18 protein-coding genes are annotated in these 24557 nt (G+C 71.9%); 9 read left to right on the forward strand and 9 right to left on the reverse strand.

Features of this window, described 5'->3' with window-relative positions; all coding sequences use genetic code 11:
• The 6 genes from ACGF8A_RS10040 to ACGF8A_RS10065 form a co-directional block, all read right to left on the reverse strand.
• Nucleotides 1-1047, reverse strand: a complete 1047-nt coding sequence (locus tag ACGF8A_RS10040; RefSeq protein ID WP_393106169.1) for a LacI family DNA-binding transcriptional regulator — start codon at nucleotides 1045-1047, stop codon at nucleotides 1-3.
• On the reverse strand, nucleotides 1044-2075 hold the full coding sequence (locus ACGF8A_RS10045; protein ID WP_393106171.1) for a Gfo/Idh/MocA family protein: 1032 nt from the start codon (nucleotides 2073-2075) through the stop codon (nucleotides 1044-1046). Before ACGF8A_RS10045 ends, ACGF8A_RS10040 begins: the two co-directional genes overlap by 4 nt.
• On the reverse strand, nucleotides 2060-2911 hold the full coding sequence (locus tag ACGF8A_RS10050) for an HAD-IIB family hydrolase (protein ID WP_393106173.1): 852 nt from the start codon (nucleotides 2909-2911) through the stop codon (nucleotides 2060-2062). The genes ACGF8A_RS10045 and ACGF8A_RS10050 overlap by 16 nt, the downstream gene beginning before the upstream one ends.
• The gene (locus tag ACGF8A_RS10055) at nucleotides 2895-4247 is read right to left on the reverse strand and encodes a DegT/DnrJ/EryC1/StrS family aminotransferase (RefSeq protein WP_393106175.1); all 1353 of its coding nucleotides are present in this window, start codon (nucleotides 4245-4247) and stop codon (nucleotides 2895-2897) included. Before ACGF8A_RS10055 ends, ACGF8A_RS10050 begins: the two co-directional genes overlap by 17 nt.
• 5 nt (nucleotides 4248-4252) lie before the next feature.
• Entirely contained in the window at nucleotides 4253-5398 is a 1146-nt protein-coding gene (locus ACGF8A_RS10060) for a glycosyltransferase family 2 protein (RefSeq protein WP_393106177.1), read from the reverse strand.
• 96 nt (nucleotides 5399-5494) lie between these two features.
• A complete protein-coding gene (locus ACGF8A_RS10065; protein ID WP_393106179.1) occupies nucleotides 5495-6787 on the reverse strand; it encodes an MATE family efflux transporter in 1293 nt (430 codons plus the stop codon).
• Nucleotides 6788-7204: 417 nt separating this feature from the next.
• Between ACGF8A_RS10065 and ACGF8A_RS10070 the strand changes: the two genes are divergently transcribed.
• The 5 genes from ACGF8A_RS10070 (at nucleotide 7205) to ACGF8A_RS10090 (ending at nucleotide 14382) form a co-directional block, all read left to right on the forward strand.
• Nucleotides 7205-7846, forward strand: coding sequence for a 4'-phosphopantetheinyl transferase (locus ACGF8A_RS10070; protein ID WP_393106181.1), 642 nt, complete (start codon nucleotides 7205-7207; stop codon nucleotides 7844-7846).
• 238 nt (nucleotides 7847-8084) lie between these two features.
• The gene (locus tag ACGF8A_RS10075) at nucleotides 8085-9209 is read left to right on the forward strand and encodes a histidinol-phosphate transaminase (RefSeq protein WP_393106250.1); all 1125 of its coding nucleotides are present in this window, start codon (nucleotides 8085-8087) and stop codon (nucleotides 9207-9209) included.
• A gap of 326 nt (nucleotides 9210-9535) precedes the next feature.
• Nucleotides 9536-11290: a carbamoyltransferase gene (locus tag ACGF8A_RS10080; protein WP_393106183.1), complete on the forward strand. Its 1755-nt coding sequence runs from the start codon at nucleotides 9536-9538 to the stop codon at nucleotides 11288-11290.
• 90 nt (nucleotides 11291-11380) lie between these two features.
• Nucleotides 11381-13294: a hypothetical protein gene (locus tag ACGF8A_RS10085; RefSeq protein ID WP_393106185.1), complete on the forward strand. Its 1914-nt coding sequence runs from the start codon at nucleotides 11381-11383 to the stop codon at nucleotides 13292-13294.
• 53 nt (nucleotides 13295-13347) lie between these two features.
• Nucleotides 13348-14382 (forward strand): phosphotransferase family protein, encoded by a 1035-nt coding sequence (locus ACGF8A_RS10090; RefSeq protein WP_393106187.1) that lies wholly within the window; start codon nucleotides 13348-13350, stop codon nucleotides 14380-14382.
• Nucleotides 14383-14440: 58 nt separating this feature from the next.
• On the opposite strand, the gene ACGF8A_RS10095 is transcribed toward ACGF8A_RS10090, so the two are convergent.
• A complete protein-coding gene (locus ACGF8A_RS10095; protein WP_393106189.1) occupies nucleotides 14441-16612 on the reverse strand; it encodes a carbamoyltransferase in 2172 nt (723 codons plus the stop codon).
• A gap of 332 nt (nucleotides 16613-16944) precedes the next feature.
• Nucleotides 16945-18495: a PHP domain-containing protein gene (locus ACGF8A_RS10100; RefSeq protein ID WP_393106191.1), complete on the reverse strand. Its 1551-nt coding sequence runs from the start codon at nucleotides 18493-18495 to the stop codon at nucleotides 16945-16947.
• Between the two features lie 242 nt (nucleotides 18496-18737).
• Between ACGF8A_RS10100 and ACGF8A_RS10105 the strand changes: the two genes are divergently transcribed.
• From ACGF8A_RS10105 to ACGF8A_RS10120, 4 genes are all read left to right on the forward strand, one after another.
• A complete protein-coding gene (locus tag ACGF8A_RS10105) occupies nucleotides 18738-19559 on the forward strand; it encodes an HAD family hydrolase (RefSeq protein WP_393106193.1) in 822 nt (273 codons plus the stop codon).
• A gap of 8 nt (nucleotides 19560-19567) precedes the next feature.
• A complete protein-coding gene (locus ACGF8A_RS10110; RefSeq protein WP_393106196.1) occupies nucleotides 19568-21400 on the forward strand; it encodes an ABC transporter ATP-binding protein in 1833 nt (610 codons plus the stop codon).
• Nucleotides 21397-23220 carry an ATP-binding cassette domain-containing protein gene (locus ACGF8A_RS10115; protein WP_393106198.1) on the forward strand — a complete coding sequence of 608 codons (1824 nt, stop codon included), beginning with the start codon at nucleotides 21397-21399 and terminating at the stop codon, nucleotides 23218-23220. The genes ACGF8A_RS10110 and ACGF8A_RS10115 overlap by 4 nt, the downstream gene beginning before the upstream one ends.
• 158 nt (nucleotides 23221-23378) lie before the next feature.
• Nucleotides 23379-24221 carry an aminoglycoside phosphotransferase family protein gene (locus tag ACGF8A_RS10120; protein WP_393106200.1) on the forward strand — a complete coding sequence of 281 codons (843 nt, stop codon included), beginning with the start codon at nucleotides 23379-23381 and terminating at the stop codon, nucleotides 24219-24221.
• 71 nt (nucleotides 24222-24292) lie between these two features.
• On the opposite strand, the gene ACGF8A_RS10125 is transcribed toward ACGF8A_RS10120, so the two are convergent.
• A complete protein-coding gene (locus tag ACGF8A_RS10125; protein WP_393106202.1) occupies nucleotides 24293-24502 on the reverse strand; it encodes a hypothetical protein in 210 nt (69 codons plus the stop codon).
• Between the last annotated feature and the right edge of the window lie 55 nt (nucleotides 24503-24557).

Genomic DNA, 24557 nt, shown 5'->3' on the forward strand with positions numbered 1-24557 from the left:
CTAGGCCGACTGCCGCAGCACCAGCCGAGTGGGGACGATGAGGGAGGACCGCGGCCGGTCCCCGCTGTCCGCGGACGGATCCGCGGCCCGTTCGAACAGCAGCCGGGCCATCAGGCGGCCCATGCCCTCGATGTCCTGGCGCACGGTCGTCAACGGCGGGTCCATCGCCTCGGCGATCGACCTCACGTCGTCGAAGCCGACGAGGGCGATGTCGTCCGGCACCTTGCGGCCGCGCTCGCGCAGGACCCGCAGGGCACCCTCGGCCATCAGGTCGGAGGCGACGAAGACGGCGTCCAGGTCGGGTGACCGCTCCAGGAGCACGGCCATCGCCGCCGCGCCTCCCCGCAGCGTGAAGTCGCCCTCGACGATCATCTCAAGGGGTCGGTCCGGCAGGACGTCCCGGTACCCGTCGAGACGGTCCACCGCGGCCGCCTGGTCGAGCGGCCCGGTGATGGTCGCGATCCGGGTGCGGCCCAGGGACACCAGATGACGGACGGCGTCGGCGGCGCCGCCGCGGTTGTCCGCATCGACGTACGCGTGACCGGCGTCGGTCTCCCCGGCGCCGAGAAACGGACGGCCGCCGAGGACGGTGGGCAGCCCCATCCGAGCACAGGTCTCCGGCAGCGGGTCGTCGGCGCGCAGCGAGAAGAGAAGCGCGCCGTCGACATGGCTGCCCCCCAGGAAGTTGCCGACGCGCGCGTAGTCGTCCGGTTCCTCGATCAGCAGCAAGACCGGCTGGGCGCCGTGCCGGGCGAGTTCCTCGCGGATACCGCGCAGATGGAGGTCGAAGAACGGGTCGATGAAGAGCCGGTTCTGCGGCTCGGTCACGACGACCGCGACCGCGTCGTTGCGTCGGGTGACCAACTTGCGGGCAGCCTGGTTGGGAACGTAGCCCAGCTCGGTCACCGCCTGGCGGACCCGCCGCAAGACGGTGGCGCTCACCCGTGGCGAGCCGTTGATCACCCGAGACACGGTGGAGCGCGACACCCCGGACATCAGGGCCACGTCCTCGAGCGTGGGGCGTTGATCCTCGGGCCGGTGGGTCACACGCGTCCTCCCAACCGCAGCAGTTCCTCGAGCACCCGCTGCGCGCGGTAGCCGGTGTCGAAGTCTGCCACAGGCACCGGGGGCCGGGCCCCGGCCACGACACCCGCCCAGGCGTGGAGTTGGTCGACGAAGGAGTCCGCCCAGCCGGGCACCTCACCGGCCGGGTCCGCCAGCCGGCCGGAGCCGAGCACCTTGACCGGCTCCCAGTCCACCCCGTCCCGCGCGTGCAGCACCGGACCGTCCTTGGAGTCGTGGACGAGGTCGCCGCGGCTGCCGATCAGGGCCAGGGTGAACCCGGCGTGCTCCGGCCGGGTCGCCTTGGAAGCGGTGAGCGTGAAGGAGGGCCCGTCCTCCAGAAGGCCGCTGACGAAGGCGTGGTCGTCGACCTTCACCTCCACACCGCCCTTCCTCGGGACCTTGGTCTGCAGCCCCACCCGGCAGCGGGTGAGGTCGACCCGGCTGTCGGAGAGGAAGTGCAGCAGGTCGATCAGGTGCACCCCCAGGTCGCCGAGCGCGCCGCTGGTGCACCGCTCCGCCTCGCCGTCCCGCCAGGTGACGTGCTTGCGGGTGAGCGCGCTGGAGCGGGTGAAGGCGATGTCGACGTGCAGAACACGTCCGAGGGCACCGTCGGCGATCCGTCTGCGCGCCTCCTGCACGACCCCGAGGTACCGGTAGTTGAAACCCATGGCGCACACCGCGGCGGAGGCCGCCGCCCGGGTACGCATGTCGGCGGCCTCGGCCAGGGACACCGCCATGGGCTTCTCGCAGAGCAGGCTGCGGCCGTTCTCCAGCGCTTCCCGCGCGTAGCCGGCGTGGGTCCGGTTCGGCGCGGCGATGATCACGCCGGTGGACGACTCGTACAGTTCGTGCGGGGAGCCGAAGGCGCGCGTGCCGAGGACGCCGGCCAGCGACCGCGCTCTGTCCCGGTCCACGTCGTACACCCCGGCCAGGGACACACCGGTGCCGGCCCGTACCGCCTCGGCGTGGACCCGGCCGATGCCGCCGGCGCCGATTATTCCGACTCGCAAACCCCTAGTTCCTTCCGCAGTTCGTAGAAGATCGCGTCCGTGTGGCTCCACGCGGACACGCGCGGGTACCGGCTCCGGGCCTCCTCGGTGCAGTTGCCGACCAGCGTCCCCGCGCCGACGGCGGCCAGCATCTCCAGGTCGTTGCCGCTGTCCCCGAAGGCGTAGGCGCCCGCGGGGTCCACCCCGTGCACGCGGCAGACGTAGTCGACGATCCGGCGCTTGCCACAGGCGGGCGGCAGGAAGTCGACGTCGTAGCAGTCCTCGGGGTCGCCGGCCGCCGGACTGCAGCGGCTGACGCTGACCCCGAGCGAGAGGGCCTCCGCCACCTGCCGGACGAGGGCGAGGTTTCGGGCGTCGCGCTCCGCGTCCTGGGCGTAGTAGTAGTGGCTGATCACCCTGGTGCCGGGCGGGCGGTTGTGCTGCGGTACGAGGGGCATGCCCCGAAGGCGCAGTTCCCGTACGACCTGTTCCGCGAGCACGGCGATGTGCGCGCTGCCGGGCAGTCCCCGCAGCCAGCCGGGGTCCGGATGGAGAGCGCCGTCCCGCACCGTGTACAGCTCGGTGCCGAGCGAACACGCCAGGAAGTGCGGCAGGGTGTGCATCCCGTGCGTCTCGGTCTTGCGCAGCACGGAGCCGAGGGAACTGCCGGTCACCCAGCCGAACAGCATCCCGTGCCGTTGGGCCGCCTCGGCGAGGTAGCTCTCCAGCCGGCGCCGCGAGCGCACGTGCCCCGGGGTGCCGGCGTGGGCCAGGTAGGTCTCGTCGAAGTCGGAGAACACCACGGTGCGCACCGTGCGCGGCATCGGCAGTACGCCGAGGTCAGTGGAGGGTGGCACGGACGGCGGCATGCAACGCCTCGATCACTCGGTCCTGCTCGGTGAGGGACAGGTTGTTGTGCAGGGGCAGGTGGAGGACGGTGTCGTGGAGGTGTTCGGTCCGCGGCAGCGTCACCCGGCTGAACAGCTCGCGGTGCAGGGGGGTCTGCTGGCGGTGGGTGAGCAGCGGGTAGTAGAGGTCCGTCTCCACCCGGCCCGTGGACCGCATGTGGTCCCGGACCGCGTCCCGCGCGGCACGTCCGGCGGGGATGCGTACGCCGAACAGGTGCCAGGCGTGGTCCGGTCCGGATTCGGGCAGCAGGACCGAGCCGCCCGCCGCCACCTCCGCGCAGTCGTCGAGGTAGCGTCCGGCCAGGTAGGCCCGGCGGTAGTTGTTCAGGGTCAGGCGCGGCAGCAGGCCGAGACCGACCGCGGCGGTCGAGTTGTCCATCCGCGCGTTGAGCCCGTATCCGTCCTCCTTGACGTTCTTGCGCTTCGGGTCGAAACCGTGGTAGCTGAACCTCCGGGCCCGCGCGGCGACCTCTTCGTCGCGGGTCACGACGGCGCCCGCCTTGCCGGTCAGTCCGAAGTTCTTGTAGGGGTTGAAGCTGAGGACGGCCGCGTCCGTGTACCGGCCCACACCGGTGACACCGATGGCCTGGCAGGCGTCTTCCACGACGCGCAGGCCGTGCCGGCGGGCGACCCGGGCCAGGGCCCGCACCTCGGCCAGACGCCCGTAGAGGTGGACGGGGAGGATCGCGCGCGTACGCGGACCGACCGCGGCCTCGACCAGGTCCGGGTCCAGGGTGTGACGGTCGGGGTCGACGTCGACGAGGACCGGGGTGGCCCCGCGCGCCCACACGGCGTTCTCGGTCGCGGCGAAGCTGTTGGCCGGCATGATCACCTCGTCACCGTGGCCGACCCCGACCGCTTGCAGCGCGATGACGAGGGCGTCGGTGCCGCTGCCGGTGCCCACCACGTGCGGCAGGCCGAGGAAGTCGGCCAAGGCGTCCTCGAACTCGGCCACGGCCGGTCCGCTGGTCAGCGCGCCGTCGGCCAGCGCGCGGGCGAAGCATTCCGTCGCGGTGCGCTGCTCCTGTCGCGTCAGCAACCGCTCCCGGGGCAGGAACGGCACCGGCTCTTCGGCCCGCGGCCGGGGCCCCGTGGCGAAGACCGGGTCGGGGGCGGCCGGATCGAGGCGCCCCGGGTCGTGGATGAGGAGATCGGCCAGTGCCTGGTTCGCACGGCTGAGGGAGGGGGCGTACGACGGGACCCGGCCGCGTCGCACCTCCGCCACCAGCCGGCTGATGGCGGCGCTGTCTCCGGTGAAGGGGGGCTTCGAGGAGGTGTCCACCACGGTGCTCAGCTCTCCGTTCCGACGGTGAGGAGCGCGCCGCACCCGAAGGACTTCGCCGCCTGCTTGAGCAGTTCGGGGCCGGGGTTCTTGAAGTACAGCAGTTCGCGGCCGGTCCGCAGGGTCTGGACGGTGACGGGCAGGTCGCGGTCGTCGGTGGTGTCGACCACGACGAGGTCCTGCACCGCGCCCGCTGACTCGATCTCCGGCACCGCGCCGTCCAGGTTGGACTCGTCCACGACCAGGACCTCGTACGACCGCCCGAGCGGCAGCCGGCCGGCGACCGCCCGGCAGGCGAACTCGAAGCGCAGGTAGGCGTCGAACCAACTGGAGCGGTCCTCGCGCCGGGGGTCGAAGTAGGCGTCGAGGACCTCCTGCAGCCGGACCTCCGGCTCGGGGTGCTTGGCGGTGAGCAGGGCGAGGTTCTCCCGCCAGGCCGCGTAGCGGTCCGCGTCGGACTCGGGGTGGTGCTGGTGGTAGACCCGGGAGAAGGGATTGTGGACGAGGGTCAGGCCGATCCGGTGGAGCCGGTAGCCCAACTCGACGTCCTCGAAGCTCCACTTCCTGATGTCCTCGTCGAACCCGCCCACGGCCAGCAGGTGCTCGGTGCGGACCGAGAAGTTGCAGCCGTACAGGAAGTGCCACCCCGTGGCCAGGTTGGCCAGGTTCTGCGACAGGGTGTCCGTGACCTCGGCACGCTCGTCCACCGCGACGACCGGCGGGAGGGCCTCGGGGGTGAAGGAGCGCCCGAGGGCGGGCAGGTCGACCGCCCCGGGTGCGAGGTAGTCCCGGAACCCGATGGCCACGATGCCGGGGCGCGTGCGGTGGCAGCGGATGTGCTCCTGGAGGAAAAGGGGGTCGATGATCTGGTCGCCGTCCGCGAAGACGACCAGGTCCCCTTCGGCGGCGCGGATACCGGCGTTGCGTGCCGCGGAACGGCAGGAACTCTCCGTGCGTGGCACGTACACGCGCCGCACCGGATAGCTGAGGTCCAGCGCGTCGACGGCTTCCCCGGTGCCGTCGGTGGAACCGTCGTCGACCAGGACGACCTCGAACTCGTCGGGTTCGTCCAGCCGCTGGTGGTTCAACGACACCAGGCAGGGGACCAGGAGTTCCTTCGAGTTGTAGGTGGGGATGACGAGACTGGCTTTCACGGCATTCTCCGAGGCAGAACTAGAGAGGAAGGAGCACAGGGGCACAGGGGGGACGGCGGCGAGGGGCGCGAAGTCCCGGGAGGGGAAGGGTGAGGCTCAGACGCCGACGGGCGGGATGTCCGCCGACTTCGTGACGAGCCGCCCGGCCCGCCCCGGCGCCGAGACGTAACGCCACCGGGCCGTGAGCAGCAGGGCCCGCAGGTTCTCGTCCACCGCCATAGCGATCATCACGCCGAGGATGGCCAGGCCGAGCGGCAGCGACAGGACGTAGGCGAGGGGGATGAAGACCCCCCACAGCACCAGGATGCCCGTCGCGGCCGGGTAGTTGACGTGTCCCACGGCGCGCAGCGTGCTCGCCGTGGTCATGATGAGCGAGGAAGCCGGGAGGTAGAGCAGACCGCACCACAGCAGGAGCCGGCCCGCCTCGGCGACCTCCGGGGAATCGGTGAAGCCGTCCATGATCCATCCCCCGGACAGGGCCGCCGCCAGCGCCAGGACGAACGCCACCGCGACGCCCCACCACCGCGTCGTCCGGGAGATGTGTCGAATGCGGTCGAGTTCGCCGGCTCCGACGAGGTGGCCGACGGTGATCTGGAGACCCTGGGAAAGCGCCGACGACACCATGCCGATCATGTTGGTGATGCTCAACGTGTACATGCGGGCGGCGAGTTCGGGCTCCCCGACCTCGGCGATGATGCGGGTGGTGGCGATCTGGGCGGCCTGCCAGAACGCGGGTTCCAGCATGGTGGGCAACGAGAAGGCCAGGAGGAGCGCGCCGTGCGCCCTCACCTGCCGCGCATCGGCGGGCCGCCGGAAGCGGATCCGGAGCCCGCGGAAGACCAGCCAGACGCTGAACAGCAACCCGGCCGCCGTCGCGAGGGCCGTGGACAGTGCGACCCCGCGCACACCCCACTCAGGACCGGCGGGGGACAGGACCAGGACACCGATCGCGGCGACGTTGACCACGTTGGTGAAGATCGCGGCGAACATGGCCGCCCGGGTCCGGCCGTTCGCGGCCATGACGCCGCCCAGCATCGCCACCAGCGAGTGCAGCAGACAACTGCCGCCGACGATACGCAGGAACGTCGTGCCGTGGGCCAGGTGCTCGCGCTCCAACCCCAGCAGGCCCGCCACGTCCTCGGCCCACAGGAAGAGCGCGGCGCTCACCACCACACCCAGCACGAGATGCAGGACCAGGGCGACGAAATAGCACTGCTCGGCTTTCCTCGTCTCCCCCCGCCCCAGCATCCGGGCATAGACGAGGCTCCCGCCCTGCCCCATGAAAGAGAACATCATCAGCACGAAAGTCATGACGGTGTTCACCGAACCCACGGACCCCGCCGCGGCATCCGAAATATGTCCCAGAGCCCAGACGTCGACAAGTCCCATACAATAGGTGAAACCGAGTTGAAAGAAGATGGGCCAACTCAGGGACAGAACACCGATGTTCACTCTTGACGACACGCCGATTTTTCTCTCCGCTTTCCCCGTGACCGGAACCAGGCATCCGAAGATCCCTGAGCCGCAAACGCGTCGGATACTAGCCACACGCGGCGCGTATTCGAAAGCATTCGACGATGCCGTGGACACCGGCACCTGGCTCTTCGGCCAAGCGGAATTCGCCGCGCCCCGCACACATATCACCCCGCGTGACCGGCCGGAGACATGCAATGTCCCGGTATACCACCCGAACCGCGCTCCGGAACGGGACGCCACAGCGGGCGGCCACGACGGTCCGTGGCGGCGGGGACACACTCACCGTGGCCGGTCCTCGACGGGGGACGGGCAGCGCCGGTGGGGCCGCCCGTGATCGAGGAACTGCTGCCCCCGGGTGTCGAACACGCCGAAGCGTTCGGCGACCTCGCAAGCGCGCGGCTGTATCCGGCGGAGGAGTCCGCCGTCGCGGGGGCGGGGCCGGAGAGACGTGCGGAGTTCGCCACGGCACGCCACCTGGCTCGTCGTGCGCTCTCCCGACTGGAGGTGGCGCCCGCCCCCCTGCCGGCGGGCCCGCGCCGGGCACCGCGGTGGCCGGCGGGGGTCGTGGGGAGCATCACGCACTGCGCCGGCTACCGCGTCGCCGTGGTGGCGAGACGGACGGTGTTCGCCTCACTCGGTGTCGACGCCGAACCGAACGAGCCGCTGCCCGTGACCGTCCTGCGGCGGATCGCGACGGACCGGGAGCTGGCCCAGGTCGCCGACCTCCTGGTCAGGCGGCCGGAAGTGCGCTGGGACCGGCTCCTCTTCAGTGTCAAGGAGTCCTTCTACAAGGCGTGCACCCCTCTGGCCGTGCGATGGCCGGGATACGACCGCACCGACATCGTCCTTGACGCCGACGGACCGGCCTTCACCGTCCGACTGCTTCCCGGAGCCCCCTCGTGCGGCACCCTCGAGGGCCGCTGGCTGGTGCGCCGTGGCCTGGTGCTGACCGCGGTGACCCGGCCCGCCTGACCCGGGCCCGTCTGAGATGGGCGGCATCACCCGGCCGGTGGCACCAGTGGCCCGGGGTGACCGTTGTCCCCGCCGGTGACCGTGCTGCATCATCGGCCACGGCATGCGCTCCTGCGAGGACGCCGGTCCGCGAGAGCACGCGACCCGTCCGGTGACGGGGCCGTCCGGCGCTGCCGATCCCGCGCTGACGCCGGCCGAGAAGCGTCAGGGCTCCCGTGTCCCACCGAGTCGGAGAGGGCTGTCCATGAGTGGACCTCGCACCCGGGCAACGCTGCATGACCTCGTCCCTGCGTTCGTCCGGACACCGGACCCGTCCCTGATACAACTCGCCGCCAACGAGGCGGCCTACGGACCGCTGCCGTCCGTGGCGGAGGCGGTGGCCCGGGAGATCGGGCAGGTGAACCGGTACCCGGACGACGGCGCCGTCGGACTCCGCCACACGCTCGCCGACTGGCTCGGCGTGGCGGGCGCCGAGGTCGCGCTCGGCGCCGGTTCGCTGGGTCTGCTGGAGCAAGTGATGCAGGCACTGTGCGACCAGGGCAGCGAGGTGGTGTATCCGTGGCGGTCGTTCGACGTCTACCCCCAGCTGATCCGCGTTGCCGGCGCGACGCCCCGGCCGGTGCCGCTCCACGAGGAGCGCAACGACCTGGAGGCGATGCTGGCGAGCGTCGGCGGGCGCACCCGAGTGGTGATCGTCTGCAACCCCAACAACCCGACCGGGCCCGCGATCGGCCGCTCGGAGCTGGAGAGCTTCCTCCGACGGCTCCCCCGGACCGTGACGGTGCTGCTGGACGAGGCCTACTTCGAGTACGTACGGGACCCCACCGTGCCCGACGGGCTCACCCTCCTGCGGGAGCATCCCAACCTCGCCGTGCTGCGCACCTTCTCGAAGGCGTACGGGCTGGCCGCCCTGCGGGTGGGCTATCTGGTGGCACGACGGGAGATCGTCGAGGCGGTGGACAAGACGCACGTGACGTACTCGGTGAGCCGGCTCGCCCAGGCGGCGGCACTGGCCTCGATCGACGCCCAGGAGGAGCTGGGCAAACGGATCGAGGAGACCGTGAGCGAGCGCGGCCGAGTGCGCGACACCCTGCTCTCCCAGGGGTGGCGGGTGCCGGTGAGCGAGGGGAACTTCGTGTGGCTGCGGCTCGGCGCCGCCAGTCAGGGCTTCGGGAAGGACCTCGAACGGTTCGGTGTCGCGGTCAAGGTGGTGCCCGACGAGGGCGTTCGGATGACCATCGGTACCCGCGAGGAGAACGACGTCTTCCTGGAGGCGGCCGACGCGATCCGCGAGGCCGCCCTGTCATCCGGCGGGCGGCCACCGGGCGACGGACACGTTCAACTGACGCCGCCGGGCAGTTGAACGGACCGGACGGCGGGGTGTCGCTGGTGTTCAGGGGTCCGGGCGTTCGCCGTGCTGCCTTCGGTCGTCGGCGGGCTAATGTGGTCCTCGCGGTCGGGCGGGGAGTCGCCGGTTGTACCGCCGGTCGGTCTCCCGCCGTGCGGACACCGCTCATCGGGGCCGACGGGACACCGGCCGAGGCGCCACGGGCCGCCGGCAACGCCGGCGACCCGCCCCGCTGCCACTCCATCCTCTGAGCAGGCCGCCGCCGGGCTCATGGCCGGTCCACCGGCGCACGCCACGGCGGGCCCGCCTGACACGCAGGGCGATACTGAAGGGCATTTGCCATGCTGACGCTCGGAATCTCCGCCTATTACCACGACGCCGCCGCTTGCCTCCTCTCCGACGGCCGCATTGTCGGAGCGGCCCAGGAGGAGCGATTCACCCGCCAGAAGTACGACTCCGCCCTGCCGGTCAACGCCGTCCGCTACTGCCTGGAAGAGGCCGGGGCCACCATCGCCGACGTGGACCGGCTGGCCTTCTACGAGGTCCCACGGAACAAGCGGTCCCGACAGGAGTGGCAGGCCGCCCGGCGCACCGCCGGCCCCGAGGTCAGGGTGACCGCCCAGGACACCGAGGCTCGGCTGCGCGACGGTCTGCAATGGACCCGCGAGATCCACTTCGTGGACCACCACCGGGCGCACGCGGCCAGCGCCTACTACGTCTCCGGTTTCGACGACGCCGCGGTGCTCGTCTGCGACGCTGTCGGCGAATGGGACACGACCACGTTCTGGCACGGGCAGGGTCCGGAGCTGACCCGGCTCGGCGGGGTCCGCTTCCCCGACTCCCTGGGCCTGTTCTATTCCTGCCTGACCTCGTACCTCGGTTACCGCCCGAACTCCGACGAGTACAAGGTCATGGGCCTGGCGAGCTACGGGAAGCCCACGCACGAGGCCGGCCTGCGGTCGCTGCTGAAGCTCGACGGCGGCGGATTCACGATGGACACGAAGGTGCTGGACTTCATCAGCGAGCCCGAGGGCCACGTGAGCAACCTCGCCGAACTGCTCGGCGTCCCGGCCCGCCGTCCGGGCCAGCCGGTGCTGCCGCAGCACGCGGACATCGCCGCGTCAGGCCAGGCGGTCCTGGAGTCGGCCGTGTCCGCCCTCCTCGACTGGCTCTCCCGGCAGCGGACCACCACCAACCTCTGCCTCGCCGGCGGCGTCGCGCTGAACTGCCGTGCCAACGCGGTCGCCTTCGAGGGGTCACCCTTCACCCGCATGTTCGTCCAGCCGGCGGCCGGGGACGCGGGCACCGCCCTCGGCGCGGCGCTGTGCGCCGAACCGCCCGCGACCCGTGCGACGGCCGCCACCGGGGCGATGCGGCACGCCTACCTCGGCCCCCAGTGCGGCAGCGACTCCATCGCCGAGCTGCTGACCAGCGCCGGAGTGCCCTTCCGGGACTTCAGGGGCGACGAGGAAGGGCTCGTGGACGCGGTGGCCGGGGCCCTCGCCGACGGCCGCACCGTGGGCTGGCTGCACGGGCGGATGGAGTTCGGGCCCCGGGCGCTGGGCGCACGCTCGATCCTGGCCGATCCCCGCCACGAGGACATGCGCGACCGGGTGAACAGCAAGATCAAATGGCGTGAGGAGTTCCGGCCCTTCGCCCCGGCGGTGCCGGAGGAACGGGCGGAGGAGTACTTCGACATGGGTCGCACATCACCGTTCATGGTCGACCTGTTCACGGTGCGGCGGCCGGACGTCCTCGGCGCGGTGACCCATGTCGACGGCACGGCCCGCGTGCAGACCGTGAACGCCGCCGTGGCCCCCCGCTATCACCGGCTGTTGGAGCGCTTCGGGGCACTGACCGGTGTACCGGTGCTGCTCAACACCTCCTTCAACCTGAGCGACGAGCCCGTGGTCTGCACCCCGGTCGACGCGCTGCGCACCTTCCTGCGCTCCTCGCTCGACCTGCTCTGCCTGGAGGACGTCCTGGTCGACGCGGAGTCGATCCCCGGGAAACTGCGGGAGGCCGCGGTGGAGGAACACCGCTTCGTGGCCGGCGCGGGGACCCAGCAGGGCGGGGAACTGTACAGCTTCTTCTGATGCGAGCGGGTGCTCGGATCAGGCGCGGATCTCCCGGTGCGCCGGGCGGATCGCGGGACCACCTCGACAGACCAGCGAAGGGTGTGAGAGATGGGTACGGTCCGCCGGATCCTGGACGAGGGCTTCGGGCCCTGGGCCCTCTCGGAGGACGGGACCTGCCTGGTCCGCCGGAACGACCGGCCACCGGGCGAGTTCCCGAGGCAGAGCGGCTGCTGGTCCCGGGACGAGCAGATTCCGGTCGAGCCGGGCAAGCCGTTCCGGGTCGCCGTCGTCGGTGAGTCGGTCGCCCGGGGCTTCCTGCTCGACCCGGTCGTCACGCTGCCCGACCTGTGCCGGGCGGCGTTCCGGGAGGCCGACCTCGACGACCGGCTGGAGCTCCTCGACTTCACCGTCAACGGGCTCTCGGCCGCGGGCGCGGCCAAGCTGTGCCGGGCCGCCGCTGAACTGCGGTGCGCGATGATCGTGCTCTACGTGGGCAACAACTTCCCGCGCTCCACTCCGTGGCTCGACGACCCGGAGACCCGGCAGGTCGCCGCCGAGGCCTTCGCCGGCCGCGGCTACGCGGACTACCTGGCCGCCCGCCGGGAGGCCATCAGCGCGTTCGCCCGGGACTTCTGCCAGGAGGTGGAAGAGGTGTGCCGGGCGGCGGGGATACCGCTGGTCGTGGTGGTCCCGGCCACCAACCAGCTCGACTGGCACGCCCCCTGGGTGATGCCGACCTGGCTGCCCGAGGACCGGCTGGCCGAGTGGACGGCGACGCGTCGCCGGCTGGACGAGTCGGCCGACGCGGCCGAGGACCCGGCCCAGCGCCTGGCCCTGGCCGAGCGGATGACGGCCCTGGACGGCGGCACCACGGCACGGCCCCTGGAGATCGCCGGCCGCTCCCTGGTCCGGCTCGGACGCGAGAGCGAGGGCGTCGCCCTGCTGAGCCGGGCCGTGAGCACCGGCGCCGACCCGGCGAACTACGAACGGCGTTGTCCGGCCGAGGTCGCCGAGGAGCTGCGACTGCTCGGCCGGGCACCCGGCTGCCGCCTCGTCGATGTCCCGGCCCGCGCCCGCGAGCGGTACGGGATCGCCGCGCTGGGCCGGGAGATCTTCCTCGACTACTGCCACCACACGCTGGATTCGCTGCGGGACGTCGCCGCCGACATCGTGGCCGAGGTCCGCGCCGAACTCGGTCTGGCACCGACGCCGGGCCGGCCCGAGCCGCTCGGGCCGGCGGTGTCCCCGCCCGCCCGGGAGATGGCCACCGCCTATCTCCTCTCCGCGCTGCACAACCAGCACTGGGGGCAGCCCGCCGACATCGTCGAGCACTGGCTGCGGTGTGCCGCGCGGACCGATCCCACCTGCGTGGAGGATCTGACCACCTACTTCTCCATGTCCCTGCCACAGGCGCAGTTCTGGCTGCTGGAGGACTCGCTCGCGGCCCGCTCGGGCCGCATGTACTGGTTCCTGAAGAACTTCTCCCATCTGCCCGTGCTCGACGCCCGGTTCGCCGATCGGGCGCTGCGGTCGCTCCCCGAGGACGGCGGACAGCGGCTGGGGAAGGAACTGGACGCCCTCTGGCAGGAGCTGCGGGTCGAGCGGCGCGGCGAGGTCAATCTGCTGGACACCTTCTGGCGGGAACGAGACAGTGGGCCCCGCCCGTTCACCGTGGTCGCCGGCGAGGACGGACCTGTCAGCCGCTACGGCTTTCTGACCTCGGGAGAGCTGCCCCTCACCCTGGACGTCGTCCTCGTCGCGGGGCCCGGGATCAGCGGCGGCCGCTTCGACGTGAGCCTCAACGGCCGTCAGTGCCACGCCGGTGAGGTGACGGCCGAATGGCGGCACGAGCGGATCGTGCTGCCGCCCTCCCTGCTGCGGGCCGGCGCCAACGAACTGGCGTACACCTGGACCACCGTCGGCCGCGACCCGGCTGTCGCCACCGCCGCGGTCTCCACCTTCGGCACCGGTCCGGAGAACCAGGACCTGATCCGCCTGGCGCGGATGCGGCTGACCCCGTGAGCGCCGCCGGGAACACCCCGGGCGACCCGGGCGGCCCCCTCTACCCTGACGGCATGACCTTTCCCACGCTGCCGGAGCGCCTGAAGCACGTCTGCGCCGCGGCGGTGCTGATGCCGCAGGGCCCCCCGCGCCTCATCGAGAGCCAGTCCAACGACACCTGGGCACTGGACGACGCCCGGCTGGGCCCCGTCGTGCTGCGCATCTGCTGGCGCGGCGACGTCAGCCGGATGGCCCGGGAGACCGCGGTCCTCCGGCAGCTGCCCCACACGGTGCGCCACCCCGAGGTGGTGGGCCACGGTGACCTCACCGTGCACGGTCATCCGCTGTCGTACTCCCTCACCCGCCGGCTCACCGGGCAGTCCCTGGCCGAGGCCTGGCCGGCCCTGACCGCGGCCGAACGCCGGGCGGCGATCCGCCGGACGGCCTCGGTGCTGCGGGAGCTGCACGGCTGGGAGCCTCCGGCCGCCCTGGCCGACGTGGTGCTCGCCCGCCCGGGTCTGGCGGCGGGGACCGCCGAAGAGCTGGTGGGCGCGGACATCGCGCCCCTGCCCGTGTCCCGGGCGGTGCGCCTCGCGGAGCACGTGGCCCGGATGCCGTACGTCGACACGGGGCTCATGGCGGCGGCGGTGCGTCTGCTGAGGGCGCTCGGGGACCCCGAGCCGGCCGTGGACGCCCCCCGGCACCATGGGCTGGTCCACGGTGACCTCAATCTGAGCAACCTGTGGTGGGCGCCGGACGGCACCGTCTCGCTGCTCGACTTCGAGTGGACCCGGATCGCACCGCCTTCGCTGGACCTCATGCGCATGTGCGAGTACGCCGACGACGCGGTCGGCGGAGCCGGCACGTATCCGTCGGTGCTGCGGCTGCTGTACGAGGCGTATCCGGAACTGTTCCGCGCCGAGGGCATCGCCCGGCACGTCCGGCTGTACGTACTGGCCTACTCGGTACGGTCACTGGCCATCGCTCCGCCCGACGGGCCCGCCGCTTCCCTCCCGCCCGGCCACGCTCTGCACCGGGTACGGCGGATCGTGGCCGGCCGGTGGCCCGCCCCCGGCACACTGCCGGACGTGCTCGTGGCCGCGCCCTGATGCGGACGGCGGCCACGAGGTGAGAAGCGGGCGCCGGATCCCTCCGGCGCCCGCGGGGTCACCCTTCGGCCGGCTTCCAGTACCGGGCGTAGGCCGCCGGCACGCCGGGTGGGGGCGCCTGGTGGACGTAGAGGACGTCCCTGGCTCGCACGACCTGCCCCAACGGGTCCACCCAGTAGAGGTCGTCGGTGCCCGCCTCGATGAGCCGACGTGACACCTGCGCCGTCCCGGAGTGATAGACCTCCGGGTCGAAGACGAACTTGTCCGCGCTCCACGGCACCAGGAAGACGGCCTGCGGCCACTTTCCGGCGATCTCGAACAGCGCGTCCTCGCCGTCCGCCCGCAGCACCTCACCGGCGAAACGCGGTGCCTCTGCCTCCCCCACGGCGCACAGGGCCGAAGTGGTCAGGACCTGCTCGCGGCCGAGGACGTCCACCGTGCGCTGCGCGTGGGCCGTCTCCGGGAGTGTCACCAGGAGCGTCGGCCGGTCGGGGAGGCCGCGGCAGTTGATGCGCAGCGGGTCGAGGTCGCCCACCCGCGCCTCGCGCTTGTCCTCGAACACCCGGTCCCCGATGACCAGGACGTCCATGCCCGAGGACACGAACAGGCGGATCGCCTGCTCGCAGGTCTGCACGATCGGCTCCCCCTTGTCGTTGAACGAGGTGTTCAGGACCATTCCCATCCCGGTCCGTTGCTTGAACGCGCGGATGAGCCGGGAGAAGAGCGGGTTGAACGACTCGCCGACCGTACCGACCCGCGCCGTCCCGTCGACGTGACAGACCGACTCGAGCGTCTGTCGCCACTCCTCGCGCAGCGGCGCGACGACGGTCATGTACGGCAGCGGCTCGGTCGCCTCGAAGTAGGTGCTCAGATCCTCCTCCAGCACCGAGGGCGCGAACGGCCGCCAGTTCTCGCGGTGTTTGACCTCGGCGTTGATCCTGGTCCTGATGCCCGGCGTGGCCGGATTGCCGAGGATCGACCGGTTGCCCAGGGCCCGCGGACCTATCTCGCTCCGGCCCTGGATCCATCCGACGATCTGCCCGGCCGCGAGCCGCTCCGCAGCGAAGGCGGCCGGGTCGTCGCACCGGACCCCCTCGATACCGGCCGCGGCTGCCGCCTCGTCGACCCGGTCCAGGTCGATCCCCCGCCCGAGGAACGGGTGGCTCATCTCCCAGTGATGGCGTTCGGCCGGCCGCACGCGCTGGTGATAGGTGTGGAGCGCTGCGCCCAGCGCCGCGCCCGCGTCGGTCACCTGGGGATAGACCGCGATCCGTGGGAAGACGCCCTCCTTGCGAATGAGGCCGTTGGCGACCGAATTCAGGGCGACGCCGCCGGTGACCAGCAGGGCGTCCGACCCGGTCCGCTTCCGCAGGGTGGTGGCCAGGGTGAGCATCACGCGTTCGCACACGTACTGTCCGGCGGCCGCCACGTCCTTGTGGAGCTGTCCGATCTCGTCGTCGCGTCCCCGGCGCGGCCCGAACCGCTCTTCGAAGACCCGGGCCACCAGCTCCGGTGTGGAGTAGGAGAAGGTGCCGTCCGTCAGCCCTTCGTCGAACCGGAACAGGCCGTCCCCGTCTACCTGGAGCAGGCCACAGAGGTCGGCCGCGAACCGCTCGGGATCGCCGTAGGCCGCGAGTGCCATGGTCTTCCCCTCTTCGCCGAAGCCCCAGCCGAGCCAGCTCGTCACGGCTTCGTAGAAGCGGCCGAGCGAGTGCGGAAGACCGACGGTCTCCAGGATGCCGATGCCGTCGTCTCGGGTGCAGTGCGCCAGCAGGGCCGTGTCGGCTTCCCCGCTGCAGTCGAGGCTGAGCACGGCGGCGTCGCTGTAGGGGCTCGCGTGGAAGACGCTGGCGACGTGACTCACGTGGTGCCGGACATCGACGACCCGGTCCTCGCCGAACCCGGCCTCGGCCAGCAGCCGGTGGAAGGTCGGGTGCCGCCACGTCACGTTCTTCGTGGCCTTCTCCAGTGCCTCCCCGGACAGATAGGCGCGGGCCTGCCGCAGCCTCTCGGGCACCAGGCCGTGGTCCCCGCATGTCGCCACCAGATCGACGTCACCGGGGGCGAGGCCGTGCTCCGCCAGGCCCTCGAACAGGACCGACAGATCGCTCGACCTGCCGTGCTTCACACGGTTGAACCGTTCCTGTTCGTAGACGAACAGCGGCTCCCCGTCCTTGACCAGCGCGAAGCACGCGTCGTGCTCCCCCGCCTTGGCGCCGAGCACGATCATCGCGACCACCTTATGCCGTGAGTGGGTCGTTGCCCCCGGCTGAGGGCACCGTCCGATTGCTGCCGCACCACACATCTCGAAACCACGCGGACCCCCAAAGAATGTCCGTCCGAGCAGGGAGAGAGGATGATTTCTGCAGAAGACGAAAAGGGACCTTCTTCAACAATGTCCGACGCATTGCAGCCCACGTCTTCTCGGTTCAGCGGCCTGCACATTCAGACGGTCGGAGAATGTGTCGCTACGAGGCCGATGCACATCGTGGAAGGCTTCTTGCTCCTTCTTCCGAGCGGGGACTTTACGGGTCCTTTCATTGCCGCCGCAAGCCGCGCCGATCATTCCGGGAGCACCCAGATCGGATTGGCGTAGAACCACAGATCCGTCCAGGGGTCCTGATCCCCGTCCACGTCCATCGCCGGCCCGCACGGATCGATGTCCGCGCCCAGCAGGCCGGGGCGTGAGCGGTTGCCGTCGGTGCCGCGCAGACGCACGTAGTACGGCTCGTCCACCCGCCCCAGGTCGAAGCGCACCGAGAGCTTCCGGTCGCCGGGGCGCACCTCGAACGACGCGATCACCCGGGTCCGCGGGGCGACGAAGGAGTCCCGGTCGGCCGCCGGGCCGGTGACCGCTCCCCGGATCAGGTCGATGCGGGCCAGCCTCGGAACGAACTGGGCCCAGTTCGGTGTCGTGGGCAGCGTGATCTCCAGAGCCAGTTCCACCGGGGTCCCGCGCCGGGCCGTGAGAGTGCCGCCGAGCACGGTCCCCGACCCTGGAGGGCCGCCGGCCACCCGGATCCGCGCATCGACCGCGTCGACCAGGCCGCCGTGGTCGACCCAGACCCGGCCGGAGCGCAGGCCGTCCATGACGGCGCGGTAGCCGAACTCCGTCGCGCCGACATGGGTCCTGGAGTAGAAGCCGGGCCAGAAGTCGCCGTCGATGACGGGCTGCGGGCTGTACACCGGATCGTCGTTGCGCCCGTTCGCGGCGAAGTCGCTGTCGGGGCCCGGCCGGGCGTGGTCCAGGTGGACGGCGTGGGCGTCGGAGTTGGCGGTGATCCACCAGGGCCGGCCCTCGGCCAGCATGCTGTCCCACAGCCCCCCGACGGTCGAGGTCATCCAGTCGAATCCCCCCCACGACCGGTAGGCGTCCAGCGGAAATCCCGGGAACGACGCCGCGGTCGGGTTCAGGTAGTAGTAGCCCCGGGCACCACCGAATCCGTGCGGTTTCGGAATGCCTCCCGCCTGGTGGCCGGGTGCGCCCTCCATGCCGACGGCCACGCTCGGGTCCGCGTCCCGCCAGGCACGGAGTTCGTGCGGGGAGTCCAGGCCCCGGTGGGAGGGATGGTTGGCCAGCATGAGCGCCGCGTCCACGTGCCGCCGCCGCACCTGGCCACCGAGGTAGGCGATCCCGGCGACCGCCCTCGCCTCGTTCTCCTCCGCGGTGTGGGTGGCCGGCATCTGCGACCCGTCGTAGAGCTTCTCGAACTCCTTGAGCACGGTTGCCTCGTTCGGCCCGGGCGACACGAAGACCGTACCGTGTTCCGCGTTCGGTATGTTCCATTCGAGCCCCTGGAAGATCAGCAGGTCCGGCAGCTGGGCCCGGGCGGCGACGATGTCGGGGTGCACCGCGTCGACGCCGATCCTGCTGTGCTGGGGCCCGCCGTGATCGGTGATCACGAGCCAGTCGAGGCCATAGGCGCGTGCGTGCCTGGCCTGGTCGATCACCCGGTACACGCCGTCCGCGCTGTACTGGGTGTGCACGTGGTGGTCTCCGGCCAGCCAGCGGACCGCGCTCCCGCCGCCGGGCGCCGGCCGGTGGCGGGAGCCGGAGGGGCCGGCCGCGCGCGGGTCCTGGTCCTGGTCGTGACCGTGCTGGCTCTGCGACACCGAACGGCTCCTCCGGTTGGGGTCCCGGCGCCATGCTACGAGTGCGCATACGACTGGAAACAGCAATCGACGTCTTATTCGCGAACGGGCACCGAGCAAATTCAGCAACCTTTGTCAAGGTGTGTTCAACTGCCTCCCGACAGCAGTTGAACAATGGGATCCGCCCGGTCCTCCGGTAATGCCGCGACGGAAAGCTGGGGTACGGTGACGCGGCGAATCAAATCCATGGACGGACGGGGAGCATGGACCACTCGACATGGCCGGGCAGCGACCGGGGAGCCGCCGTCGTCTTCGATATCGACGGCACACTGCTGCGGCCGGGTACTTTCCTTCAGCGCGTGCACATGGAATCGATGGCGACCGCGATCGAACGGATTTCCGGCGCACCCGCCGAGTTCCGCTACGAGGGCGGTGACCTGTTCGTCAACGGCCACGATCTGGCGGGCTGCACCGACGCCGGAACTATCGACCTCGTCCTGCGCGGAGCAGGCGTGCCCGCCGCGAAGTCACCCGGCCTGCACGCCGCCGTCGTGGCGGCCATGTGCGACCTAGTCATCACAGCGACCCAGGACCTCGACAGCGCGCACGAACTGCTCCCGGGGGCCGCGGACCTCGTCGCCGGACTGCGGCGGCACGGGGTGATCGCCGGGCTGTCCACCGGCAACGCGCGCACGGTGGCGACCTGCAAGATGCGCGCCACCGGGCTGTCCGGACTGGCGGCCCTCGGCGGCTTCGGCGACATCTGTCGCGCCCGGACGGACATCGCCCGTGGCGCGGTGGAGGCCGTCCGCGCCGCCGCCGGCACCCGGGGCCAGGTGCTCGGCGCAGCCGGCATCGTCCTCATCGGTGACACCACCAGCGACGTCGGCGCCGCGCGGGCGGCGGGCGTGCGGTGCGTCGGTGTCGCCACCGGGGCCTCGCGGGTGCACGAGCTGGAGCGGGCGGGAGCGGATCTGGTGGTGCCGACGTTGGAAGGGCTAGGGGTGCGCGATCTCGTCGAGCTCGTGCACGCCGACGGGGCCGGCTGCCTGGACGGGGCCGCACCGTCGACGCCGCGGAGGTAGTCCCGGCGATGAAAGGTGCCGTACGTGACCGTCTGCGGCTGCTGGCCCTGCTGCGGGCAGCCGGCCCTGTCCTGCTCACCTCGCTCTGCTGCCAGATCCTTCTGGTCGGCCTGGTGCCGCCCGCCACGGCGATCACCTTGGCCCACCTCCTGGACCGGGTGCAGGAGGTGCGTGCGGGGTCCCTGGCCGCCGCCGCGGTGCCGCTGCTCCTCTTCGCGGGGGTGCTGCTGCTCGGCCACGGGCTGGAGGCCGTGCGCGATCCGATCGCCTACGCGGTGCAGGCCCGCATCGACGGCAGGCACCGGGCCGAGGTCGCCCGGCTCGCCGCCACCAGCCACACCATCGACGCCCTGGAACGGCCGGAGGTGCAGCGGCTGATCCGGCTGTCACGGGCCGACCCGGAGAACTGGACCGAACGCACGCCGGGTGCCGGGGCGGTGGCTCAGCTCGCCGAGTTCGGACGGGCCGTCACCCTGCTCAGCTCCTCCGTGGTGCTGGCCGCGTACGCGTGGTGGCTGATCCCCGTCCTGGTGCTGCCGGCCCTGCTGTACCAGCAGCTCAACCGCCGGGACTCGATGCGGTGGTACCGCGCCTGGCGCGGCAACAGCGGCGCCGCGCTGCGCGCCGGTCTCTGGTACGAGGCGATCGTGTCGCCGAGCGAGGGGAAGGACATTCGCCTCTTCGGCCTGGGCGGGTGGGCGCTGGACCGCTCCGAGGAGCACATCCACACCCTCTACGATCCGGTCTTCGCCGTAGCACGCCACCAGCTCCGCTCGCAGTGGAGGCAGTTGGCGGTGCTGCTGATTCCGATGACGGTCGCCTTCCTCGCGGTGTCGCTGGCCGCGGCACGGGGACACCGGTCGCTCGCGGTCGCCATGGCGGTGCTGTCGGCCGGCGCGGCGGTGTACCGGGCCGTCGGCGGTGAACCCCGGGACATGATCGGCGGGATCGCGAGCCTGCACGCGGTCGACCGGCTGCGGGCGCTGCTGGGGTCGAGTGCCCGGGCCTCGGACCCCGCGAGGACGGACTCGGCGCCGGGCGCCGTCACGGTGCGTTTCGAGGGTGTGGGGTTCACCTATCCGGAAACGTCGAGGCAGGTGCTGGACGGGCTGGACCTGGAGATCCGGCCGGGCGAGCTGGTGGCGGTCGTCGGACTGAACGGCGCCGGCAAGTCGACCCTGATCAAGTTGTTGGCGGGGCTGTACGAGCCGGACCGCGGCAGGATCACGGCGGGCGGGGTCGACATCGCCGCACTGGGTCCCGTGGCGTGGCGACGGCGCATCGCGGTGGTGTTCCAGGACTTCGTGCGCTACCACCTGTCGGCGGCGGAGAACGTGGCTCTCGGCAACGCGGCGGTGCCGGTGGACCGGGCGATGGTCCGTGAGGCGGCACGCGACGCGGGGCTGACGGAGGTCGTGGAGCGACTGCCGGACGGCTGGGACACGCCCCTGGCGCGGACCCGCACCGGCGGGGTGGACCTGTCCGGTGGTCAGTGGCAGCAGGTGGTCCTGGCACGGGCCCTGTACGCCGTGCGGACGGGCGCGCGGCTGCTGGTGCTGGACGAGCCGACCGCTCACCTGGACGTGCGCACCGAGTTCGAGGTGTTCGAGCGGCTGGCGGCGCACAAGGGGGACGCGAGTGTCGTCCTCATCTCCCACCGGCTGTCCACGGTGCGCCGGGCGGACCGCATCGTGCTGCTGGAGGGCGGGCGGGTGGTGGAGTCCGGCACCCACGAGCGGCTGATGGCGGCCGGCGGCCGGTACGCGGAGATGTTCGCGATCCAGGCCGACCGGTTCAACCGGGGGTACGACGACCGCATCGAGGAGGATGAACTCATATGAGCGCGACGGCGACCGTCCCGGGCGGGTGGTCGCGCTACCTCCGTCTCTGGCTGGAGCTGATCGGGCTGTGCCGACGGGCACACCCCTGGCGGACCGCGGGTCTGCTCGGCATCAAGCTCGTGGCGTCGGTCAACGTGGCGGCCACGGCGCTGGCCCTGCAGGCGACGGTCGACGGCATCGTGCGCGGCGACGTACCGGCCGCGGCGGTCGCGGGGGCCGCCGCGGCCGCCACGCAGGCCCTGTCCGCGTACCTGCTCAACCTGGACTTCACGTTGACGATCCTGATGGTCGACTCGGTCGGCGCACTGGACATGACCCGGCGGATCAACGAGGTGATCCTCGGCCTCGACGGGCTGGGCCACCTGGAACGCACCGAGGTCCTGGACCGCGTCACCGTGGTCCAGACCGGCGGATGGAACCTCGTCTACGGCGCGTGGACGGTGGTGGACGTGGTGGCGGGCGCGATCCGGCTGGGGCTCACTCTGCTGCTCCTGGGCACGGTGAGCCCGTGGCTGCTGCTCCTGCTGCTGTTCGCGGCGGTGCCCCTGTGGTTGGACCGGCGCGGCCAGCGCGCGGTCGCCACGGCGGAGACGGACACGGCGGAGGCGTTCCGGTTGCAGCGCCATCTGTTCAACCTGGCCACCGAGGCGGCCGGCGGCAAGGAGATCCGGGTCTCCGGCGCGGGCCACGCGGTCAGCGAGGCGCAGACCCGCGCCTGGGACGAGGCGGTACGCGGACGGATGCGGGCACGCCTGCGGGCGGCGGGCTACAAGGTCGTGGGCTGGGTGCTGTTCACGGCGGGCTTCGTCGGCGGGCTGGTCCTGCTGCTGGACCGGGCCGCGCGCGGTCAGGGAGGCGTCGGCGACGTGGTGCTGGCCATCACGGTCGCCGTGACCCTGCGGGACTCGGTCCAGCTGACCGTGGCCCGTGTGAGCCGCACGACGGGCAGCGCGGGCGTGGTCGACGCCTACCTGTGGCTGCGGGCGTACGCCGCCGGCCGGCGGGAGGCGGACGCCGGCGCCCTGCCCGTGCCCGCCACCCTGCGCCGCGGCATCACCCTGGAGGGGGTGCGTTTCACGTACCCCGGCGCCGGCCGCCCCACGCTGGACGGCCTGGACTGCCATCTGCCGGCCGGCAGCGTGGTCGCCGTCGTCGGGGAGTACGGCTCCGGCAAGACCTCCCTGGTCAAGCTGCTGTGCAAGCTGTACCAGCCGGACGCCGGCACGATCCGGGTCGACGGGGCCGACCTCGCCGACCTGGCGACCGCGGACTGGTACGCCCGCACCAGCGCGGCGTTCCAGGATTTCGGCCGCTTCCAGATCCGCTTCGGCCAGACCGTCGGACTGGGCGACGTAGGGCGGCTCGACGACCGCGACGCGGTCCTGGCGGCCGTCCGCGCGGCCGACGCGGAGCCTCTGCTCGGCCGTCTGCCCGACGGCATGGAGAGTCAGCTCGGACGCCGCTTCGGCGGCGTGGACCTGTCCGAGGGGCAGTGGCAGAAGACGGCGCTGGCCCGTGCCTCGATGCGGTGGGCGCCGCTGCTCTTCGTGCTGGACGAGCCCACCGCCTCGCTGGACGCGCCCAGCGAACACGCCATCTTCGAGCGCTACATGGCTCGCGCGCGGGAACTGAGCGCACGGACCGGGAGCGTCACCGTCATCGTCTCGCACCGCTTCTCGACGGTCACCGACGCGGATCTGATCCTCGTGCTGCACGCCGGACGAATCGCCGAGTCCGGCACGCACGGGGAACTGCTCGCGGCCGGCGGACGCTACGCGGAGTTGTACGGCATCCAGGCGAAGGCCTATGCGCCTGGCTGAACCGGAGGCGGCGGGCCGTGGCCGTCGTCGCCGGAGCGCTGGGCCGACCGGACGCGGATCTTCCCGGGATTCGAGGTGCCGGATGATGTCCTCGACGACGTGCGGGTTCCGTCGCCGTCCCCGGGTGTGTATGCGTAGCCGACGATGAGGAGAGCGACATGGAGTCTGCTGAATTGCGCCGCGCGGTCGAAGCGGCACGGGCGACCGCGACGGAGCTGGGCCTGCGCGTGGACGACGTGGTCGTCGTCCACGACTCGGACCGCGTCGCGCTGCGCCTGCTCCCGTGCGACGTGCTGGTCCGGGTCGCTCCGCCGGGGCAGCGGGACGACTCCGCGTTCGAGGTCGAGGTGGCCCGCCGGCTCGCCGCCGTCGACGCCCCGGTGGCCGGGCTGGACCCCCGGGTCGAGCCGCGTCTGTACGTGCGGGACGGTTTCGCCGTCTCGCTGTGGACCTATTACGCACCGGGGGCGAAGGAGATCACGCCGGCCGCGTACGCGGACGTGCTCATGCGCCAGCACGCCGCCCTGCGCCGGGTCGAGCTGGACGCGCCCCATTTCACGGACCGGGCCGCCCGGGCGCTGCGCGAGGTGACCGATCGGGAGCAGTCCCCCGACCTGTCCGACGACGACCGGGAACTGCTCGCCCGCACCCTGGGCGAGGTGAGCGCGGCGATCGGCGCCGACCGGTCCGGCGACCAGTTGCTGCACGGCGAGCCGCACGAGGGCAACCTCCTCGCCACGGAGCGGGGGCCGCTCTTCGTGGACCTCGCCACGTGCTGCCGGGGGCCGGTCGAGTTCGACCTCGCCCACGCTCCCGACGGCGTGGCGGAGCATTACGCGGGGGCCGACCCGGATCTCCTGAACCGGTGCCGTGCCGTGGACTGGGCCATGTTCTCGGCCTGGCGCTGGCGCCGAGCCGACCAGATGCCCGACCGGGACCACTGGAGGGCGGAGGGACTCGCCCTGGTCCGTGCCTCGCTCGACCGCTGCGGACCGGGCTGACCGTCCGCAGCTGCCACGACTGACGAGAGGGCGCGCACCCTGTGGTGAAACGCCAGGAACGAACGGGCCGGTCATGCCCGGGCCGGTGCCTGGTCCCGCCGGGGCCCCGCCTTCTCATCGTCACCGCATGCGGTGCGCACCGCGGGGATGAGCAAGGCGACGGCGGCCGAGACCGCGGCCACGCCGCAGCCGATGAGCAGACCGGTGCGGAAGCCGCCCTCGAAGCGGCCGTCGACGCGCGCTCGGCCGGGTTCCGCGCGCCGGCCACCGCCAACGAGCACGAGGACACCATCCCGGAGGAGGCGCAGGGCCGACGTGATGAGTGCATCTCGTCCT

This window comes from Streptomyces sp. NPDC047706, from assembly GCF_043204795.1.
In the GTDB taxonomy this organism is placed as follows: domain Bacteria; phylum Actinomycetota; class Actinomycetes; order Streptomycetales; family Streptomycetaceae; genus Streptomyces.

Coding starts and splice junctions, on each gene's coding strand:
- ACGF8A_RS10065 (WP_393106179.1), bottom strand. CDS start 6,787: ATGGGACTTGTCGACGTCTGGGCTCTGGGACATATTTCGGATGCCGCG.
- ACGF8A_RS10080 (WP_393106183.1), top strand. CDS start 9,536: ATGCTGACGCTCGGAATCTCCGCCTATTACCACGACGCCGCCGCTTGC.
- ACGF8A_RS10085 (WP_393106185.1), top strand. CDS start 11,381: ATGGGTACGGTCCGCCGGATCCTGGACGAGGGCTTCGGGCCCTGGGCC.
- ACGF8A_RS10090 (WP_393106187.1), top strand. CDS start 13,348: ATGACCTTTCCCACGCTGCCGGAGCGCCTGAAGCACGTCTGCGCCGCG.
- ACGF8A_RS10095 (WP_393106189.1), bottom strand. CDS start 16,612: ATGATCGTGCTCGGCGCCAAGGCGGGGGAGCACGACGCGTGCTTCGCG.
- ACGF8A_RS10105 (WP_393106193.1), top strand. CDS start 18,738: ATGGACCACTCGACATGGCCGGGCAGCGACCGGGGAGCCGCCGTCGTC.
- ACGF8A_RS10110 (WP_393106196.1), top strand. CDS start 19,568: ATGAAAGGTGCCGTACGTGACCGTCTGCGGCTGCTGGCCCTGCTGCGG.
- ACGF8A_RS10115 (WP_393106198.1), top strand. CDS start 21,397: ATGAGCGCGACGGCGACCGTCCCGGGCGGGTGGTCGCGCTACCTCCGT.
- ACGF8A_RS10120 (WP_393106200.1), top strand. CDS start 23,379: ATGGAGTCTGCTGAATTGCGCCGCGCGGTCGAAGCGGCACGGGCGACC.